We start from the raw sequence: 19,700 nt of genomic DNA on the forward strand, positions 1-19,700 counted from the left end.
TTCACCTCTGTTCGTCTGCAAGCCATGTACGCAGCAAATTCACGAATTCGTCTGGCTTCTTCTTCGCCAAACTTTCCAATTGCTTACGAACTTGACTGTCATTCGTCACACTTTCCAAATTAATAGATGGAAATTCGGTAGGAACCTGCAATGGAATGTCTTCATCTTCCTCTTCCACAGTCTTCTTACGACTCCGATAGATTAGATATCCTCCACCTGCTCCAACCAGCAATGCAGCTGCTCCGATAGCCCATAACATCCATGTGGCAAGACCACCTGGTGCGGTATTAGCAGCATTACCACCAAATTGTTGAGAATACACCGAAACCTTTTTGGTTAAATCAGCGTCTGTATATGTAGTACCTGAATCTGCAAGAGAAGCACGAACAATATTTACCAAAATGTTTTGAATCGCTGCCGATGTAGCAGCATCCAAAGTATTTTGTCCTGTAGGTGGTTCAACCGCAACATTTATGGTTAAATCTTTTACAGTAAAGGGACTAGCGATAACATCCTTTGTAATTCGGTTAACTTCATAGTTCCTCGTCTCAGAAGATTCCTCTGAAGTAGAAGTATCCGTGCCGGCTTGTGAAGGGTAGCCCGTTACATCTTGTGAACCAGTGCCTGCCACTCCGCCAGTTGTATTTCCCTGACCCGAATACGAATTACTGATAATTTGTGAACTGATCTCAATCCCCTTCATGTTCTCTGTATCCACAGGGGTTACAAGATTTTCCTTCCGGTTTTCCTTGTCAAAGTTCAGCTTCGAAAATACAAGAACATCAACTTTATCTGGACCCGTAAGAGTGCTTAGGAATTGTTTCACATCTTTCTTGACTTCTTCTTCAAATTTCTTCTGTAGAGCGAAGTTCTCTTCGACCTGGTTAGAAACTCCTGCTTGTCCACCTTTGGCCGTTGGCATTAACTCAACTTCATTATTAGCAATCGTAATGTTATCAATTGGTAGATTTGGAACCGCAGTCTTTACAAGGTTGAAATACCCATCGATATTATCTTGACTGGGTCTGAATCCCGGATTAAATGAAAGCACAACAGATGCAGATGCTTGTTCTTGATCCGCCTGAGATGCAAAAACTGTCTCTTTAGGCAGATTAATCAGTACTTTAGCATCCTTAATTCCTTGCATACGTCTCATTAGCTGTTCTACTTCACCGTTTAATGCATTATTATACTTCACATTAAACTCACTATCTGTCGTTCCTATCATTGACGAATTTTCATTAAAGACCTTATAACCGATAGAGCCCCCCTGAACAATCCCCTGAGAACCGATATCCACCTTTATTCGAGCCGCTTCTGTGCTTGGCACTGAGATGCTCTTTCCATCTTGGCTTAATCGGTATGAAACACCTGCTTTATCCAAGTAGTTCATTACTCCCGCTGAATCTGTGCTGTCCAAATCTTGAAACGCTACTTCATATTCTGTCTTTGAAAGCTGCATGGTTAATACTACGATTATTATTAGAATGATAAACAATGTTGAAAAGAATAAAATCTTCTGTTTACCACTAAATCTGTTCCAATACAGGGTAACCTTCTCCCGATATTGGGCAAATCTTTCATTCACAGTGTCACCCCATCCGGAACTAAGCTAGGATTTAATTAAATTTGAGTTCTCATAATTTCTTGATAGGCTTCAATCACTTTGTTCCGGACTTGTGTAGTCAACTGCAAACTCAGTAAAGCCTGTTGGGAAGAAATCATTACTTCGTCTATATTCACTTCTCCCAATACAAATTTATTACTCATATCCTTTGCTTGTTGTTCCTGATCTGCTACTTTATTGAGTGCATTCTCAAGATAAGAACCAAAGCTCTCCATGGAATTAGCAGGAGTGGACGAAGCTTCGGTAGATGTTGGTTTCATGGCAAGCTGCTGTACAGCTTGAACTCCATTAGTGATATTCTGTATCAACTGTTTCCCTCCTAAAAGTTTTGTAAGCCTATGCTTCCTAAATTCACTTCGTACAAAACTCACTTTGGAAGCGTTTCTTGTAAATTACGTTTAGCGACCAATTTCTAGCGCTTTACTTACCATAGCTTTAGATGCATTCAGCATCGTTACATTGGCTTCATATGAACGTGATGCAGATAACATATCTACCATTTCTTTGGTAATATCCACATTTGGCATATAAACATAACCTTCGGCATCCGCATCAGGATGACTTGGATTGTATACCGGCTTTAACGGAGAATCATCTTCTATAATGGATTGAACCTTTACGCCTTCACTGCTACTACCGTTCATTTTCGAATTTAGTATATTCGAGAACTTATTACTTTCTGTAGCCTCCATAACAACAAGCTTACGCCGGTAAGGAACGGCTTTGCCATCAACCACCGATGCTCTAGTAGTTTCCGCATTGGCCACGTTGGAGGAGATTACGTCCATCCGTAATCGTTGAGCTGTTAATGCTGATGCACTTATTCCAAAACTACTCCCAAAGTTCATGCAATCTTATCCTCCTTGAATTACAGCTCGCATCATCGAAATCTGACTGTTAATCTGTTCGACATAAGAACTATACCTGAGTTGGTTCTCAGCGCTTAACGCCATTTCTCGTTCTACATCCACATTGTTCTCGTTATTATTCATAGAGGTAGTCTCATCCGTACTAACGACAGCAGCCGGTACAATGGTGTTGGTACCAAATTGAAAATGTCGGGAGTCCGTTACCTTCGCGTTAAGTGTAGGTTTTATTCCACTTTCCTGTTGCTGAAGGAAACTTTCGAATGAAACATCAGAACGTTTGAAATTTGGCGTATCTTCGTTAGCCACGTTATTTGCTAGAACATTTTGTCGTTTGTAGGCAGCATCAATGCCTCCCTGCAATCGTTGAAAACTGACACTATTCAGCAATCCCAAGATAATTCCTCCTTTCAAAGCTATCATAATGAAATGAATTCCACAACTTTCCTTAAAAAACCTGCTTGATTTCGACAAATAAAGTATAAAAGTCCTCTATTTATCAGCTTTCACGTCGAACCTTGTCGCAAAGTATAACTTATTAGTATTTTCACATACATTGATTTTCATTTAATTTGTATATTATTACAATAAGAAATAAGCCCTATCTTTTTAAAAAAGACAGGGCTTTAAGCACTTTATTGCTATTTTATTCCTTTTTTCATTCAAAAATATCTTTTTAATTGCATATTTTTACATTTATTTCCCTTTAACTGACACTATATTGTAATTTTCTAATTCCTTATGCCCAAATTCCAATGAATAAAATTTGTCGCTTTAGAGAATATACTGACTTAAATCACGATCCTGTGCAATACTTGCCAATTTCTCACGCACATACTCAGGTGTAATTACCATTTTGTCCAAAGTCAACTCTGGCGCTTCAAACGATAAATCCTCTAATAACTTCTCCAAAATGGTATGAAGTCGCCGAGCACCTATGTTTTCCATATTTTGGTTCACTGAAGCCGCTATTTTGGCGATTTCATGAATAGCATCCTTCTGGAACTCCACTTCAATGTCCTCAGTCTTTAACAAATTAACATATTGTTTTGTCAAAGCATTCTCTGGCTCTGTTAAAATGGATACAAAATCCTCCAGCGTCAGACTGCTCAGTTCTACGCGAATCGGAAAACGACCCTGAAGCTCAGGAATCAGATCAGAAGGTTTAGCAACATGAAATGCCCCCGCAGCCATGAAGAGCACATAATCCGTCTTTACAGGACCGTATTTTGTCATGATTGTAGAACCCTCTACAATTGGAAGAATATCTCTTTGTACACCCTCACGTGATACATCGGGACCGGAACCCTTGCCTTGACTTGCAACCTTATCAATCTCATCGATAAAAATAATCCCCGATTGTTCAGCGCGTGTCACAGATTCCTGAATAACATCGTCCATATCAATCAGTTTGGTCGCTTCATCCTGAATCAGTACTTTACGAGCCTCACGGATAGGAAGCTTGCGCTTCTTCGTCCGCTTCGGAAGTAAACTACCAAACATTTCTTGCATATTCATCCCCATCTGGTCGTTCCCTTGCCCCGCAAACATATCCAGCATAGATGGCGCTGTATCCTCAACGTCTATTTCAATGATATCGTCTTCCAATTGACCAGCTAGCAGCTTAAATCTAACCCCGCGACGGCGTTCACTTAAGCTTCCATCCGGTTCGGAATCTTCTTTAGAATCCTCTTGCGAAGAGTTCCCGCCAAAAATCATCTCAAAAGGATTCTTCTGAGATTTATTTTTTGAAGACGAAGGCACTAAAATAGAGACAATCCGCTCGTTAGCTAGTTCTTCTGCACGGTCCTTGACCTTTTCCGTACGTTCTAGCTTCACCATACGAATAGAGGTCTCTACCAGATCACGCACCATAGACTCCACATCTCGCCCTACATAACCCACCTCTGTGAATTTGGTTGCCTCTACCTTGATGAACGGAGCATTAACAAGCTTAGCAAGACGCCGCGCAATCTCGGTTTTCCCTACACCAGTAGGTCCGATCATCAAGATATTCTTAGGAACAACTTCATCACGCAGTTCCTCAGCGAGTAGACTGCGCCGATAACGATTACGAAGCGCGACAGCTACCGATTTCTTAGCTTGTTTCTGACCTACAATATATTTATCCAATTCGGCTACAATTTGACGGGGTGTTAGCGATTGATTCACCATCGTGAATTCCTCCTTGTCTCTATGGCACTGAGCCTATAATTGCTCAACAATAATATTGGAGTTAGTGTACACACATATTTCAGATGCAATCTGAAGAGCCTCTCGAGCTATATCTGCAGCAGCAAGTGCTGGAGCATGACGTTTAAGCGCACGACCGGAAGCAAGTGCAAAATTACCACCTGAACCAATAGCAAGCACATCATCATCCGGCTCGATAATTTCACCGTTTCCGGAGATCAATAGCATGCCTTCCTTGTCCATAACAATCATCAATGCCTCAAGTTTTCGAAGAATACGATCTTGACGCCAGTCTTTCGCTAATTCTACGGCTGCGCGCTGCAGGTTTCCATGATGCTCCTCCAGCTTGCCTTCAAATTTTTCGAACAAAGTGATCGCATCCGCCACAGAACCTGCAAACCCCGCTATTACTTGTCCCCGGTATAAGCGACGAACTTTTCTAGCCGTCGTCTTCATAATTACACTCTCTCCGAATGTAACCTGACCATCACCTGCTATAGCTGCCTGTCCGTTATGTCTTACAGCACAAATTGTAGTCGCATGAAAGCTGGGTACCATGATTGTAGTTACCTCCTTAAGATGATGGACTTTCGTTATCGACAGCCTCCGGCTCTGTATAAGCGAGGCCCGTACGATTAGCATACTCGGCAAGACTGTCAAGTGCACGATGCGCTAACATCTCATTCTTTTCTTTTTTATTACGGATTTTCTTCTCTACCTTCGGCAAAAGGCCAAAGTTGGCATTCATAGGCTGAAAATGCTCCGGATCAGCAGAAGTGATATAAGCAGGCATACTGCCAAGCACCGTGTCCTGAGGGAAGATCAGTCCTTCTTGACCGAGTGCGGCTCTAGCAGCATTAATGCCGGCAATCAAGCCTGAGGCCGCTGATTCTACATAACCTTCTACACCTGTCATCTGTCCAGCAAAGTACAGCCTTTCCTTGCCCTTCATTTGATAAGTAGGATGCAAGAGTTTAGGGGAATTAATAAAGGTATTTCTATGCATTACGCCATACCGAACGTACTCAGCGTTCTCAAGACCCGGAATCAGCGAGAATACACGCTTCTGTTCGCCCCATTTCAAATGCGTTTGAAAGCCAACAAGATTGTAAAGCGTTCCAGCAGCGTTATCCTGACGAAGCTGAACTACCGCATATGGAAGCTTACCTGTGTGCGGATTAATAAGCCCTACAGGTTTCATCGGTCCAAATAATGCTGTTTGCTTACCGCGCTTCATCATGATTTCAATAGGCATACAGCCCTCGAAGTATATCTCTTTCTCAAAATCCTTGAGCGCTGCCGTCTCCGCAGAAATCAACGCATCATAAAACACGTCAAACTCCTCTTCAGTCATTGGACAGTTCAGATATGCCGCTTCTCCTTTGTCATAACGGGAAGCCAGATATACTTTATTCATATCAATACTGTCTTTCTCAACAATCGGTGCAGCAGCATCATAAAAATAGAAATACTCTTCACCTAACAGTCCCTTAATTTCTGCAGATAAAGCGGGTGAGGTAAGTGGACCTGTTGCAATAACAACAATCCCTTCCTCCGGTATATGCGTAAGTTCTTCATTTATGACTTCCACGAGCGGATGATTATGCAATGTACTCGTAATTTCTCCCGAAAAACCGTCCCTATCTACGGCAAGTGCGCCGCCAGCAGGTACAGCGTGGCGATCAGCTGCACCTAATACAAGGGAATTCAAACGTCGCATTTCTTCCTTTAATACACCTACCGCATTGCCTAGACCATTTGCACGCAAAGAGTTACTGCACACTAGCTCTGCGAATTGATTCGTGTGGTGTGCCGGCGTCTTCACCACTGGTCTCATTTCATACAATCTTACCGGTACGCCTTGAGAAGCTATTTGCCAGGCCGCTTCACTTCCTGCTAGACCTGCTCCAATTACTGTTACCTTTGCTGTATCTGTCACTGTCTTCTTTCCTCCTGTGGAGACTATTATTCTGCTAACTCTTCTTCGTTGTCTAAAACTGCCTCTGTATGATCACAAGACGTACATTGCAGCTTGGTGCCTTGCTTATTGCGTTTCTCAATCATCCAAGCCCCGCAAGATGGGCATGGCTTAGTGGAAGGTCTATCCCAAGAGACGAAATCACAGCCGGGATATTGATCGCAGCCATAGAAGACACGTCCTTTTTTGCTACGACGCTCTACAACTTTACCTTCATGACACTTAGGGCAAGTTACACCGATATCTTTGATGATAGGCTTCGTATTCCGGCAATCCGGAAAGCCGGAACATGCTAGAAATTTCCCGAAACGCCCTAATTTATATACTAGTGGTTTACCACATTTCTCGCAGATCTCATCAGAGACTTCATCTTCAATCTCAATTTCTTTCATCTCTTCTTCGGCAAACACTAAGCGCTTCTCGAAAGACTCATAGAATTCGGAAAGAACCTTCACCCAATCTTCTGATCCTTCTTCCACATGGTCAAGATCCCCTTCCATATTCGCCGTAAACTCTACGTTCAATATTTCCGGAAAAAATTGTTCCATCTGCTCGATGACTAGTTCTCCAAGCTCTGTAGGCATGAATTTTTTCTCTTCAATAGCTACGTAACCACGCTTCTGAATAGTTTCAAGTGTTGGTGCATACGTACTTGGGCGTCCTATTCCTAATTCCTCAAGAGTCTTTACAAGCCTTGCTTCTGTATAACGCGGCGGCGGCTGTGTAAAATGCTGCTTCGGCTCGATCTCTTGCTTATTTAAAGCATCCCCCGCTTGAAGAGGCGGTAAATACTTATCTTCATCTGTAGTCCCATCATCGTTGCCTTCCACATAAACCTTCATGAACCCTGGGAATGAAACCTTCGAACCTACGGCTCTGAATGTTGCCGTACCCGCTTCTATATCAACTGAGAGTGTATCAAGAAGAGCTGAAGCCATTTGACTGGATACGAACCGCTCCCAGACCAGCTTGTAAAGACGGAATTGATCGCGGCTCAAGAATTCTTTAACCATTTCAGGTTCACGAAGTGCTGAAGTTGGTCGAATCGCTTCATGCGCTTCTTGGGCTCCAGCTGCTTTCTTTGAATACTGGCGCGGCGCCTCTGGTAAGAACTTTTCACCATATTTAGCAGTAATCAGCTCTTTAGCTTCATCCTGTGCTGTGACAGATAAGCGTGTCGAGTCCGTACGCATATAAGTGATCAAACCTACGGTTCCCTCTTTGCCTAGTTCCACACCTTCGTATAGTTGCTGGGCAACAGACATTGTCTTAGCTGCTCGAAATCCAAGCTTACGTGCGGCTTCTTGTTGAAGGGAACTTGTTGTAAAAGGAGCCGAAGGATGCCGTTGTCTTTCCTTCTCTTTCACATTACTCACCTTAAAAGCTGCGTTCTTGATTGCCTCAAGGACCTCTTGAACATCGCTCTCTTGATTAAGTTCTTTCTTCACACCGTTCAGCTTATGAAACTTAGCTTCAAAGACGGAATCTCGAATCCCTAGCTTTGCCGTAATGCTCCAATATTCAGTAGGCACAAAAGCGGAGATTTCATTCTCACGATCCATTATGATCTTTACAGCTACTGATTGAACACGTCCAGCCGATAACCCTTTTTTGACTTTCTTCCATAATAGGGGGCTAATCTTGTAACCTACCAGCCGATCCAGTATACGTCTTGCTTGCTGCGCATTCACAAGATCCATGTTAATCTTGCGCGGCGTCTTAAAAGCATCCTTCACCGCTTGTTTGGTGATCTCATTAAATACAACTCGACATTCCTGTGTTTGATCCAAATTTAGTGCATGCGCCAAGTGCCAGGCGATCGCTTCCCCTTCGCGGTCAGGGTCAGCTGCGAGATAAACTTTTTTCACTTTTTTACTGGCATCTTTCAATTCCTTCAATATAGAACCTTTACCACGAATAGTAATATATTTAGGATTAAAATTATTCTCCACTTCGACACCCGTTTGGCTCTTCGGTAGATCTCTGATGTGTCCCATAGATGCCTTCACAATATACTTACTACCTAGATATTTGCCAATTGTCTTCGCTTTTGCGGGCGATTCGACAATTACTAATGCATCTGCCATAGACTCTTCCTCCTCGTTAACACTCGTACCTCTATATTAAATTACCTTATAAATAGCTCCTGGTAATTGTACTACCGCTTTTTTTATGATTAAAGATAACAGAACTGAATGCAAATGTCCAAAATCCCATCCAGTCTTCACAAGCAGATCGTCCAAAATAAAGGGGCCTTGATGCAGTATATGGTATAGGTGTGACTCCTCATTTGTCAATTTCTTTTCAATTAATAAGTCATCAATCACCTGTTTAGGGGGACCGCTTTCATCCGCTTTTGAACGGTTTATCGGGAGATAAGAAGTATATTCTTCTAAAATATCTAATGCACAGGTTACCAGTTTTGCCCCCTGTTTAATTAGATCAAGAGCACCTCTACTTTTAGGAGATGTTATCGGTCCAGGGACAGCAAAAACATCACGTCCTGCTTCCAAGGCAGCATCAGCAGTAATGAGTGACCCACTTCTACTATCCGCCTCTACAACTACTGTCCCATATGTGAGACCTGCAATAATACGATTGCGCTGTGGAAATAACCCAGGATGACTTTTGGTTCCAAGGGGATACTCTGTGAGCACTAGCCCATCACGGGAAATCAATCGCTCAAGCTCCTTATTCTCGGGAGGGTAGACCCGATCAAGTCCTGTAGCTACTACCGCTATAGTGCCTCCACCGCGTCTTAGTGCAGCTTCATGACACACACTATCAATCCCCCTAGCTAATCCGCTAACCACTGTTAGACCAGCTGTACAAAGCTCTTCCGCGAGGATCTCCCCTACCTTCCGTCCATAAGCTGTTGGCACACGAGTACCGACCATCGCCACACTGGGTGTCGATAACAGTTCCAAACGCCCACGATAATAAAGAATCCATGGCGGCTGGACTGTCTCCTTCAATAAATTTGGATAGCCTGCATCAAAAACCGTAACCATGTTCACAGCACTTTCTTTCATTAGTAAGCGGCGGTTTGCTATCCACTCCAATGTGTATATGGAAGCAAGATGAATCGACATTTTCTCGGTCAACCCAATCTTTTCCCAGTCTTCTGCGCTACAAGAAAATGCTTTTTCTGACAAAAGCCCAGCTCTGCGAATCTTGTCGATTGTTTTCCAGCCAATACCTTCCACTTCATTAAAGCCGAATAGTAGTTCCCGTTCTTCCATATCATTTTTCGCTCCTTAACATGGAAGGCCTAGCCTTCCCTATTTTGTGTTACACATTCTGAAAACGCAAGCATTTCTTTAAATTCTATAAATTTCTATTTAAAATAAAAAAAGCAACCTTTCATCCCTGGATAGGAACAAAAGGTTGCTTACCTCTTAAATTAATTATACACGAAATAACCTCACTACGTGGAGTGATTTACATGTCATAACGTCAATCATTAGTGCGATGTAAAAGCATTGAGAATACCGCGTTCTTCTAGCACACTTACGAGCGTTGAGCCCATTTCAGCAGGTGTAGGGGCTACCTTAATTCCGCAAGCTTCCAGTACGGCAATTTTTTCACTAGCCGTACCTTTACCTCCAGAAATGATAGCGCCAGCATGCCCCATGCGTTTGCCTGGAGGAGCAGTTGCTCCTCCAATGAAACCTACAACCGGTTTGGTCATATGTTCACGAATCCACTCTGCCGCTTCTTCCTCTGCAGTACCACCGATCTCTCCGATCATGATAACTGCCTTTGTACCCGGATCCTCATTAAACAGCTTCAAAATATCAATAAACTCAGAGCCTTTAACCGGGTCCCCGCCAATACCTACAGCAGAAGATTGCCCAATTCCACGTGTGGTTAGCTGATGAACAGCCTCATAGGTTAGCGTTCCGCTACGTGAGACTACTCCAACATAACCAGGCATATGAATATAACCAGGCATGATTCCAATCTTACACTCTCCAGGAGTGATAACACCCGGACAGTTTGGACCGATCAGCACTGTAGAACGGCCTTCCATATAACGTGAGACTTTTACCATATCAAGTACGGGAATTCCTTCGGTAATACAAATAACCAAATCCAGCTCTGCATCAACTGCCTCCATGATGGAGTCTGCTGCGAATGCTGGTGGTACATAAATTACACTAGCAGTTGCTCCAGTAGCTGCCTTAGCGGCTGCAACAGTATCAAATACCGGAAGACTAACTTCACTGCCATTTTCAAGGGTGATATTAACTGTCGTTCCACCTTTGCCCGGCGTTACTCCTCCAACCATTTGTGTCCCATAATCCAGCGCACCCTTAGTATGGAACAAGCCCGTTGCTCCCGTAATACCTTGCGTGATAACTTTCGTATTTTTATCTACAAGAATGCTCATGCCTTAAGTCACATCCCTACTTATATTGTCAAATACGATAACTGGCTCCTACTTCCAAGCCATTATTGCACAAGAGATACAATCTTACGGGCACCGTCCGCCATAGAATCAGCAGCTACAATGTTAAGTCCCGATCCAGCCAAAATTTGCTTGCCCAATCCAACATTTGTTCCTTCTAGACGCACAACAAGCGGTTTGGTCAATCCCAATTGACTGGCCGCTTCCACAACACCGTTAGCAATAACATCACAGCGCATAATACCGCCGAATATGTTAACGAAAATTCCATTTACCTTTTCATCCGATAGAATGATTTTAAAAGCTTCAGTAACTTTCTCGGTTGTTGCACCGCCCCCTACATCGAGGAAGTTAGCGGGTTCGCCTCCGTAATATTTAATAATATCCATCGTTGCCATCGCTAGGCCTGCACCGTTCACCATACAACCAATATTGCCATCAAGCGCAATATAGCTTAGGTCATACTTCGAGGCTTCGATTTCTTTCAAATCTTCTTCATCTAGATCCCGAAGCTCTTGAATATCCTTGTGGCGGAACAAAGCATTGGGATCAAAATTTAACTTAGCGTCTAGAGCCATCACATTACCATCCGCAGTAACTACCAATGGGTTAATTTCGGCAATAGAGCAATCTTTATCCACAAAAGCTAGATATAGCGCTTGCATAAACTTTACAGTCTTGCCTACCAATTCATTCGGAATAGAGATGCTGTAAGCTAGCTTACGAGCTTGGAAAGTCTGCAAACCTACTGCCGGATCAATGATTTCTTTAAAAATCTTCTCCGGATGTGTTGCTGCAACCTCTTCAATCTCTGTGCCTCCTTCTTCAGAAGCCATCATGACCACTCGACCCGTTCCTCGATCAACAACGATACCGATGTAATACTCTTTAACAATTTGACAGCCCTCTTCTATGAGAAGCCGCTTTACTACCTTACCCTCCGGACCAGTCTGGTGAGTAACCAAGGTCTTGCCTAGAATCTCGGTTGCGTAAGTACGCACTTCATCGATATTCTTAGCAACCTTTACGCCTCCAGCTTTACCGCGTCCACCTGCGTGAATCTGAGCTTTGACTACAACAACCGGTGTACTCAGTGACTCTGCGGCTTCTACCGCTTCCTCCACTGTATAAGCTACTTTTCCATTCGGTACGGCCACACCGTACTTCTTAAGCACTTCTTTTCCCTGATACTCGTGGATATTCATAGCGGTAGCCTCCTAAAGTAGCGTGGTGACCTAACAGGCAGCCTGTTGTCATCTCGCCTTCCGTTTTGATTGCCGCGGGGTTAGGGATAGGCTCATGCTAAACATGCAGCACTATTCCGGAACCAGCAGAAACTGTTCTACCACTCCTATAAGAATGGCCTTGTTTCTGTGAGAGACATTGAGTAAATCTATAAGACTAAGCTTATACTTACCTATATGCCATATAAAGGAACCCAGAATAGTGTAACATGTTTTTAAAACGCTTTCCTTAAATATATTCATGATTTGTACACATTTTTTCGCTTGGTTTCATGCCGGAATGCGAACGATCGCATTGACTGCGGAAGACACTTACTTTTTACTAACTTGAGTATTCGCCTCATGAACACGGTTCAGCAAGCTTTTGAACTGTTCAAGTAGCTCTAAAGTCTCAACATTGGACATCGTTGTTTCTTCCATCATTTTACCTGGAATGCAAGCCGCATTACTTTGAAGAGCCCAGCCCTGTTCCGTTAGTGATATCAGAACTTTTCGCTCATCTTGTGTCGAACGCTCACGCACGATTAAACCTGCAGCCTGCAGACGTTTCAAAAGAGGCGTCAGCGTACCCGAATCCAAAAATAGCGCCTCACCGATTTCCTTAACTGTACATTGCTGCCGTTCCCATAATACAAGCATTACTAGATATTGCGAGTATGTTAAACCGATCTTATCCAAATAAGGTTGATACAGCTTTGTCATCTCACGAGAGCAAGCATAAATGGTAAAACAAAGTTGATTCTCAATCAGCAGCTCAGGTGTGGTCGTCATCTTTTGCGTATCTTCTTCATTCATTTTCATATCTTATTCACCTGCCTTATTCCTTTATTTTATCATAATTCACTCATAACATCATGTTAATAGCGAAAAATCAATTTGACTTTTATATTAATTGTGTTAAATTATATTGTACACAAACTAATATGGAATTGGAGAGATACAATATGATGACTATTCAGCAAAAAATGTATGAAACAACTGTTAAAGCCGTAGGAGGAAGAAACGGTTATATCGAATCAGAAAGCCCTAAGCTCAATCTTACAATCAGTACACCACGCGAAATGGGAGGTGCCGGCGGTGAAGGTACAAACCCTGAACAACTATTTGCAGCGGGATATTCTGCTTGTTTCGATAGCGCTCTAAACATGGTTGCTCGACTCGGAAAGGTGAAAATTGAAGGTAGTGAAGTAACAGCTACGGTCAGCTTCGGTAAAGTTGAAGATGGAGGTTTCGGCATCGCAGTTAAGCTTGATGTGCTGGTTAAAGGTGTTGACAGAGAAACTGCAACTTCTCTAGTAGAAGCTGCTCATGGCGCGTGCCCTTACTCCCGCGCAACTCGTGGCAATATCGCTGTTGAATTGAATGTACTGTAAGCAGCTATAAAAACATCCTTGGGCGGAATTGTTGGCCCAAAATACCAGAGCAGCCATTCGCCATTATCGGGAATCGCTGCTCTATTTTATTTATTCTTCTGTCATCACTTGCCGGTCTAAATTACGGTACTGAACAGCCTCCGCAAGATGAGCAGAAGTAATATCCTGTACGCCTTCCAGATCAGCTATTGTACGGGATAGCTTAATTATTCGATCATGCGCTCGCATACTTAGACCTAAATTCTCCAGAATATCATACAGCAATTCGGCACCTTCACGGCTAAGACTTGCATAGCGCCGAAGTGAAGCGCCAGAAAGTTCACTGTTCCAAGAAATAGGCAAGCGTTTAAACCGTTTAGCTTGTATCGCCTGTGCCGCCATCACCGCTGCATACATCTCAGCCGAAGATAAAGCATGCCCCTGTCGACCCCATTCCTTGGGGCGAGGGACATCCACTTGTAAATCAATACGATCCAATAAGGGGCCTGATATCTTTGCGCGATATTGAGCAATCCTAGCGGGACTGCAAGTACAATGTTGTTGGGAAAGCCCACTCCCAAAATAACCACAGCTACATGGATTCATCGATGCAGCGAGCATGAATTTTGCAGGATAGGTAAAGGAAGCACGAGCACGACTTATAGTAACAACCCCATCTTCGAGCGGTTGACGCAACACTTCTAGTACATTCCGAGAAAATTCGGGCAATTCATCTAGAAAGAGAATACCTCGATGGGCGAGACTGACTTCACCCGGCTTCGGAATTCCCCCACCCCCAATAAGGCCTGCGGCTGATATCGTATGATGCGGAGAGCGAAAAGGACGACTACGCAGCAAGCCGTTGTGGGCATCTTTTAAAGTTCCTGCTGCGCTAAAAATTTTGGTTACCTCAAGTGCCTCACTCTCAGTCAATTTTGGAAGTATGCTCGGGAGTCGTTTAATCAGCATCGTCTTCCCTGTACCGGGTGGACCCATGAGCAAAATATTATGCATGCCCGCTGCCGCAATGGTTAGGGCTCTTTTTACATGCTGTTGACCAAGCACATCACTGTAATCATCCATCATCTCATTCATTGCACACGAGGAGACCTCAGAAGTACCGTAAATCGGGGTATATTTAAGATGTTCCAAAGAAAGGACAAGTACCGGAGGTCGTTCATTTAGATCCATCCCCTTGCTTACAGATACAGGAAAAGGAAGAGTTGATATAGACGGTTTTTCTACCGAATCTCTCCCATTCAATTGATACTGCTCGTCGCTCCCTTTTATATCCATTGCTGAGTTGGACTGCTGTTCTTCTGGGTTCGCTAAAGCTCGCAAATGGTCGATTGCGTAAATGTTAATGCCACTGATCAAAGCTGCCTCGGCTGCATTGCCTTCCGGGAGCAGAACAGCCTTAAATCCATTCTTCCGGGCAGCTTCCACCATCGGCAGTACTCCCGATACTGGCCGCAGACTGCCATCGAGCGCAAGCTCTCCAATGAAAAGTACCTCTTTAGCTGAAGGCATAACCATTTGACCACTAGTAATCAGTATCCCCAGAGCAATCGCAAGATCAAAGGCGGAGCCTTCTTTTCGTAAGTCGGCTGGAGCTAGATTTATCGTGATGCGCTGCTGGGGATAGCGATAACCGCAATTCTTAACGGCGGCTCTTACTCGTTCTACCGCCTCACGAATCGCTGAATCCGGTAAGCCAATGATATTTGTCTGCGGTAATCCATTCGCAAGATCAATTTCAACACCAATCATTACCCCTTCAATTCCATACAAACACGCACTATGCATTTTTCCATACATAAAAACACCTCATCTCCTGAAATACACCCCTGATTGGGTGTTAAATCTTCAAGAAAAAAGGTGCTTCCTTATTTTCCGACTATAAAATAGCTATTATTTCTCATTATATAGAGAGAAACTTATCGTAATCAACAATTATTCAATAATTATCAGCAAAAAACTAGATTGCATAAACGCGCATTAGTAAATCTTTAGACCTAAATCATCCTTCTTCACTGACTACGACAGAGTCTCTGATCTGTTCAAAAGTCAACGGTTTATAGTTCCAATGCTCCACACAAATATTAAAATAATTATTCCCCTCATATTTTTGACCGTGAATATGACCGTGCACATTTACGTAAGGCATATGCTTATTCATATACATTGGCTCATGGGAGAGAAAAAAGAAGTCCTTGTAAATCAGCGGATATTCACTTACCTCGTCAAAGCCTGCTTCAAGCCACCACGTACGACTGCGCCCGCGATCATGATTGCCGAGAATCAGAGTCTTATAACCATGTAACCTCCGCACAATAGCACGTGTCGCTTCCTTGTTAAGAAACGAAAAGTCACCCAAATGAAACACTTTATCATCCGGACCCACTACTGAATTCCAACTCTCAATCATGGCTTCATTCATTTGCTCAACATCTATAAAGGGTCTGGATTCAAAATCAATAATCAACTTATGTCCAAAATGATGGTCAGATGTGAAAAAAACGTTAGCCATATCCACCCTTCTTTCTTTTCTGATCATAGTTTGAATGATTATCTCCAGTCACGCCGCTTATGTGATCTTTTTTTATTATCGCTCTGGATCAGTTCAGCTAGAGGAGGAGTCTCTTCATTCTCAATGAGCCAGCCACGCATCTCTTTAATCGCTTCCACCTGTCCATTTCCCTTATCACGCCATGTAAGAAGCTCTATGACTTTTATAACAAGCGCTAAGAGACTGCTATTGCTGTTTTGTGATTTATCAGCACGGATTTTTTGAAATAGCGCCTCATTTTTCCAATCGATTAATATTTCCTCAGCTATAGTGGGCCGCATAACCGTGAAGTTCTTATTGCAATTCGCACAACAGACAACGGATACTGGTTCTGCGGTAAATTTCACTTCAATCTTCTGCTGGCAATATTGGCAAGCAAAACTAACCTGCATTTCAAAAGGTTTATTCTTCACTTAAACAGCCCTCCTCATGATGACATTAAAAAGTTACTCTAATGTTTACCCATTTCTTTTGAGAAATGACCCACTGCGCGGAGGCTATGTAAAGACTTTTTTTACAAGAATGCTAGTGCCCATAATGAATGGAGCGAGAATATGGGGTGCAGCTTAAAAAGCCTCACGTATATGCCCCAAAGAAGCGATGCTTAAATCTTCATTCAGTAAAATGCTAATGACGTCAAAAGTTACTCTTCGATCATCATAACCTTTCATGTGCAAATAAACCTGTGCTGTATTTCGCACTTGATGTATTTTTCGAGTATTCACTGATTCCTCCGGAGTCCCCTGATATAGCTCTCCACTACGACTGCGAACTTCAACAATAATAATACAGCCTTCGTTCTCCGCAATAATATCAAGTTCTCCAGTTCGACAACGCCAATTTCGTTCTAAGATCTTGTATCCACAAGTAGATAAGTACTGCACAGCCCCGTCTTCAGCAGCGGCCCCCTTCTGTTTGCGGTTGTAGCGCTCTCTTGTGTATCGCTCTTTCATTCCGGTCTCCGTTCACCGGCGGAACGGTCGCTCTGATACACAAAGCTGAGGATTTCAGCCACTAGCTGATAAAGTTCAGATGGAATCTGTTGATCTAGATCGAGCTTTGAAAGCACTTCTACGAGAGCTGCGTCCTCTTGGACAGCAACCCCACTCTCTTTAGCTTTTTGCAGAATCAGATCCGCTATCGCCCCTTGTCCTTTGGCAACAACGACAGGCGCCTCGCTTTGTCCTGGGCTATATTTGAGAGCGACCGCTTTTTTGAGCCCTTGTGAAATTGGAGGTACAGGCTCATTTTCGTTCATATACGGTAATCCACTCCTTTATAAGCATCAGGAACATAATCAACAAGCTTGCTATGGGGATTGGCAAGTTCTGTAGATAGCTTTAGTTCTGGTAAAGGTTCAGTTCTTAATCCCGATAGCTGATAACCAATAGATTCCACTGCCGTTTTAATATCATCACGCCGCTGTTCCAGCAGCTCAAGCACCCAAGGATGATCATTATGCAGCTTAAGACTAACGATTCGATCAACAACCTGCACATCAACCAGCGTCTGGCCGATCTGCTTCATGTCCAAATCAAACCAGAGACGGCAATTAGCTGCATCCAATTCACCCTTGCGTCCCCGACGCGACTGAATATGAACGGAAGCTGTCTCCTGCCCATCTGGACCTTGCAGCGGCAAAAATAAAGTCACTTGCGCAAAAGGTGCCGTTCGATCTGTATTGAGCAGCAGCTGTTGTCCTGTCAGCTGCTGCACTAGTCCGCTCGCGGCTTCTTTGACCGCGGGCGGCACCTCGCTGCTGCTCATGATCTGCAGCAGTACGCCCTTCAGGGTATCGGCGGCTTGATCGCTGCCGACACCTGCACTGCCAAGCGCGGCCGTACCTGCCGCCGCGCGGGCCGTCTCAGCGGCGGCTACTACGCCGCCGCGCACCGCCTGCTGCTCGTGCTCCGCACCGAGCAGCTTCAGCACCCGCCCCACCCACGACTCCGCGTCCGCGGGTGGGGCGGTGTCCGGCTGTATCGGCGAAGCCGTCACAGCCGGGGTCTCCCCGCGCGGCACAGCAGCCGCGGGGGCAGGGCTTGCTCCCGCCGCGTCAGCGGGCGGGAGCATGGCGAGCTGCGGCAGGGAACCGCGCAGCTCGGTGAGCACGCCCTGCAGCTTCGCGAGCAGGGCGGCACCGCTAGGTGCAGCTGCCTGGGGCGCAGAACCAGCAGCAGTGCCTTCGGCGCTCACACTCGCGCCACCAACCCCTGCCCCGCTCTTATCAATATTCATTGCCAAGCTCTTATCTGCAAGAATAGCACTATCCAGTGCTCCATCCTTATTCAAATTTAAGGCATTACCTTGAATCTCACCTTGACTGGAGCTGATAAGATTGCTCGTCGCAACATCAGCTTGAGCGCTTAAAGCATTATTCAGAGCGCTAGAAGGCGTAGCAGCTGTCGTTTTACCAGCCACAGGTTCAGTAACCAGTGCACCCTTGGAAATCTGTGCACCTTCAGCCGTTTCATCAAGAGCTACTGGTTTACCAGTTGCAATACCCGTTTCATTATCAGAAATAATGTTAAGAGCCGCTTTGACTGGTGCACCTTGTTCATCCGATGCCATAGTAGCCGTAAGGCCGGAGGCATCTACAGCGGCTCCTCCCGAAAGAGAAGTACTTCCGCTTGCGACAGTACTATCAGTAGCTTTACTCACAGCTTGTCCATTTCCTCTGGCTGCCAATTGGATGGCAGCCGCCTCTGTAATGTCACTCTCCGCAACACCCACGTTATTCCCACTTGTTGCACTTGTATTTACAGAAGGATCGAGCTTTCCATTACTGGTGCCCATTCCAGCTTTAGGTTCCGCGGTTATTGTTTCTTCACTAGCAATTTGCCCTGCCCATATCGTAATCTGGTCTTCTAGTGCTGACAAAAGCTGATGCAGCTGCGGACCAAATACAGCCTGCTGCAATCCTTTCACACTCTCAGCTGTAACAGGGAGTCCCCGCTTTAAAGAAATGACTGCCGCGTCAAGCCACTCTGATGTAGGCACACCAGCTGGCTTGGCACTCATTACCGCATTCAGCGCAGCCGCTGTCTCTTTGGTCAGCGGGACGCCCCCTGATTGCATCGCTAATACGATTTCTCTACCTGCTTTGGAATCAGCTAGCCCTAGTGATTCCAAGGCTTCCCCCATGCTTTGAGGGGTGACTAACGCCGTTTCACCGAGGGAGACCGGCTTCAATACGGGTAATCCGCCTTCTCCGGGTGGTCCGACCTGTAAATTCATGGTTTCTCCAGGCAGCAGCGGTGTTTCTAATTCCGCACGAACAGGTGTACCTTGGATTTGTACAACCGCTTCTTTTCCTGAATCCGATACAGAGAGAACAACACCACGAACAACCTGCCCTTCTTTTAACTCTAAAGACTTGGCCGCACCCGGTTTTTGATCTCCAAGTAATCCACGGATCAATGTTCCGATATTCATACCGTTTGTCCTCCCTCCATTTTCT

The 19,700-nt window shown here is 44.4% G+C and carries 19 protein-coding genes; 1 reads left to right on the forward strand and 18 read right to left on the reverse strand.

What is annotated here, in order from left to right; genetic code table 11:
* Position 1: 1 nt before the first annotated feature.
* From fliF to ACN6MV_RS19210, 12 genes are all read right to left on the reverse strand, one after another.
* Positions 2 to 1,588 carry a flagellar basal-body MS-ring/collar protein FliF gene (gene fliF, locus ACN6MV_RS19155; protein ID WP_419884635.1) on the reverse strand — a complete coding sequence of 529 codons (1,587 nt, stop codon included), beginning with the start codon at positions 1,586 to 1,588 and terminating at the stop codon, positions 2 to 4.
* A 35-nt stretch (positions 1,589 to 1,623) separates the two neighbouring features.
* On the reverse strand, positions 1,624 to 1,935 hold the full coding sequence (gene fliE / locus ACN6MV_RS19160) for a flagellar hook-basal body complex protein FliE (protein ID WP_076119551.1): 312 nt from the start codon (positions 1,933 to 1,935) through the stop codon (positions 1,624 to 1,626).
* 90 nt (positions 1,936 to 2,025) lie between these two features.
* On the reverse strand, positions 2,026 to 2,475 hold the full coding sequence (gene flgC / locus ACN6MV_RS19165) for a flagellar basal body rod protein FlgC (protein ID WP_042128940.1): 450 nt from the start codon (positions 2,473 to 2,475) through the stop codon (positions 2,026 to 2,028).
* A gap of 6 nt (positions 2,476 to 2,481) precedes the next feature.
* Positions 2,482 to 2,889 (reverse strand): flagellar basal body rod protein FlgB, encoded by a 408-nt coding sequence (gene flgB, locus ACN6MV_RS19170; RefSeq protein WP_042128942.1) that lies wholly within the window; start codon positions 2,887 to 2,889, stop codon positions 2,482 to 2,484.
* A 378-nt stretch (positions 2,890 to 3,267) separates the two neighbouring features.
* A complete protein-coding gene (gene hslU, locus ACN6MV_RS19175) occupies positions 3,268 to 4,668 on the reverse strand; it encodes an ATP-dependent protease ATPase subunit HslU (protein ID WP_419884636.1) in 1,401 nt (466 codons plus the stop codon).
* Between the two features lie 33 nt (positions 4,669 to 4,701).
* A complete protein-coding gene (hslV, locus tag ACN6MV_RS19180; RefSeq protein WP_042128945.1) occupies positions 4,702 to 5,244 on the reverse strand; it encodes an ATP-dependent protease subunit HslV in 543 nt (180 codons plus the stop codon).
* A 16-nt stretch (positions 5,245 to 5,260) separates the two neighbouring features.
* The gene (gene trmFO / locus ACN6MV_RS19185) at positions 5,261 to 6,652 is read right to left on the reverse strand and encodes an FADH(2)-oxidizing methylenetetrahydrofolate--tRNA-(uracil(54)-C(5))-methyltransferase TrmFO (protein WP_283936250.1); all 1,392 of its coding nucleotides are present in this window, start codon (positions 6,650 to 6,652) and stop codon (positions 5,261 to 5,263) included.
* Positions 6,652 to 8,751, reverse strand: coding sequence for a type I DNA topoisomerase (gene topA, locus ACN6MV_RS19190; protein ID WP_042128949.1), 2,100 nt, complete (start codon positions 8,749 to 8,751; stop codon positions 6,652 to 6,654). The genes trmFO and topA overlap by 1 nt, the downstream gene beginning before the upstream one ends.
* A 36-nt stretch (positions 8,752 to 8,787) precedes the next feature.
* Positions 8,788 to 9,906 (reverse strand): DNA-processing protein DprA, encoded by a 1,119-nt coding sequence (gene dprA, locus ACN6MV_RS19195; protein WP_419884637.1) that lies wholly within the window; start codon positions 9,904 to 9,906, stop codon positions 8,788 to 8,790.
* Between the two features lie 221 nt (positions 9,907 to 10,127).
* On the reverse strand, positions 10,128 to 11,057 hold the full coding sequence (sucD, locus tag ACN6MV_RS19200) for a succinate--CoA ligase subunit alpha (RefSeq protein WP_042128953.1): 930 nt from the start codon (positions 11,055 to 11,057) through the stop codon (positions 10,128 to 10,130).
* A gap of 62 nt (positions 11,058 to 11,119) precedes the next feature.
* A complete protein-coding gene (gene sucC, locus ACN6MV_RS19205; RefSeq protein ID WP_042128955.1) occupies positions 11,120 to 12,280 on the reverse strand; it encodes an ADP-forming succinate--CoA ligase subunit beta in 1,161 nt (386 codons plus the stop codon).
* A gap of 351 nt (positions 12,281 to 12,631) precedes the next feature.
* Positions 12,632 to 13,120 (reverse strand): MarR family winged helix-turn-helix transcriptional regulator, encoded by a 489-nt coding sequence (locus ACN6MV_RS19210; RefSeq protein WP_197069693.1) that lies wholly within the window; start codon positions 13,118 to 13,120, stop codon positions 12,632 to 12,634.
* A gap of 143 nt (positions 13,121 to 13,263) precedes the next feature.
* On the opposite strand from ACN6MV_RS19210, the gene ACN6MV_RS19215 reads away from it, so the two are divergent.
* Positions 13,264 to 13,692, forward strand: a complete 429-nt coding sequence (locus ACN6MV_RS19215) for an organic hydroperoxide resistance protein (RefSeq protein ID WP_042128957.1) — start codon at positions 13,264 to 13,266, stop codon at positions 13,690 to 13,692.
* Between the two features lie 90 nt (positions 13,693 to 13,782).
* Here the strand turns inward: ACN6MV_RS19215 and ACN6MV_RS19220 are convergent, their stop codons facing one another.
* The 6 genes from ACN6MV_RS19220 to ACN6MV_RS19245 all read right to left on the reverse strand — a co-directional run bounded on the left by ACN6MV_RS19220 (position 13,783) and on the right by ACN6MV_RS19245 (position 19,675).
* Positions 13,783 to 15,489 (reverse strand): YifB family Mg chelatase-like AAA ATPase, encoded by a 1,707-nt coding sequence (locus tag ACN6MV_RS19220; protein WP_419884638.1) that lies wholly within the window; start codon positions 15,487 to 15,489, stop codon positions 13,783 to 13,785.
* Positions 15,490 to 15,691: 202 nt separating this feature from the next.
* Entirely contained in the window at positions 15,692 to 16,201 is a 510-nt protein-coding gene (locus ACN6MV_RS19225) for a phosphoesterase (protein ID WP_076119545.1), read from the reverse strand.
* A gap of 38 nt (positions 16,202 to 16,239) precedes the next feature.
* Entirely contained in the window at positions 16,240 to 16,653 is a 414-nt protein-coding gene (locus ACN6MV_RS19230; protein WP_139328534.1) for a hypothetical protein, read from the reverse strand.
* Positions 16,654 to 16,806: 153 nt separating this feature from the next.
* Positions 16,807 to 17,193, reverse strand: coding sequence for a YraN family protein (locus ACN6MV_RS19235; protein WP_042128962.1), 387 nt, complete (start codon positions 17,191 to 17,193; stop codon positions 16,807 to 16,809).
* Positions 17,190 to 17,498: an EscU/YscU/HrcU family type III secretion system export apparatus switch protein gene (locus ACN6MV_RS19240; RefSeq protein ID WP_042128964.1), complete on the reverse strand. Its 309-nt coding sequence runs from the start codon at positions 17,496 to 17,498 to the stop codon at positions 17,190 to 17,192. Before ACN6MV_RS19240 ends, ACN6MV_RS19235 begins: the two co-directional genes overlap by 4 nt.
* The gene (locus ACN6MV_RS19245) at positions 17,495 to 19,675 is read right to left on the reverse strand and encodes a DNA ligase (protein ID WP_419884639.1); all 2,181 of its coding nucleotides are present in this window, start codon (positions 19,673 to 19,675) and stop codon (positions 17,495 to 17,497) included. Before ACN6MV_RS19245 ends, ACN6MV_RS19240 begins: the two co-directional genes overlap by 4 nt.
* Positions 19,676 to 19,700: the final 25 nt, after the last annotated feature.

The sequence above is a fragment of the Paenibacillus sp. B-A-8 genome, from assembly GCF_048572915.1.
Classification (GTDB): Bacteria; Bacillota; Bacilli; order Paenibacillales; family Paenibacillaceae; genus Paenibacillus_AQ.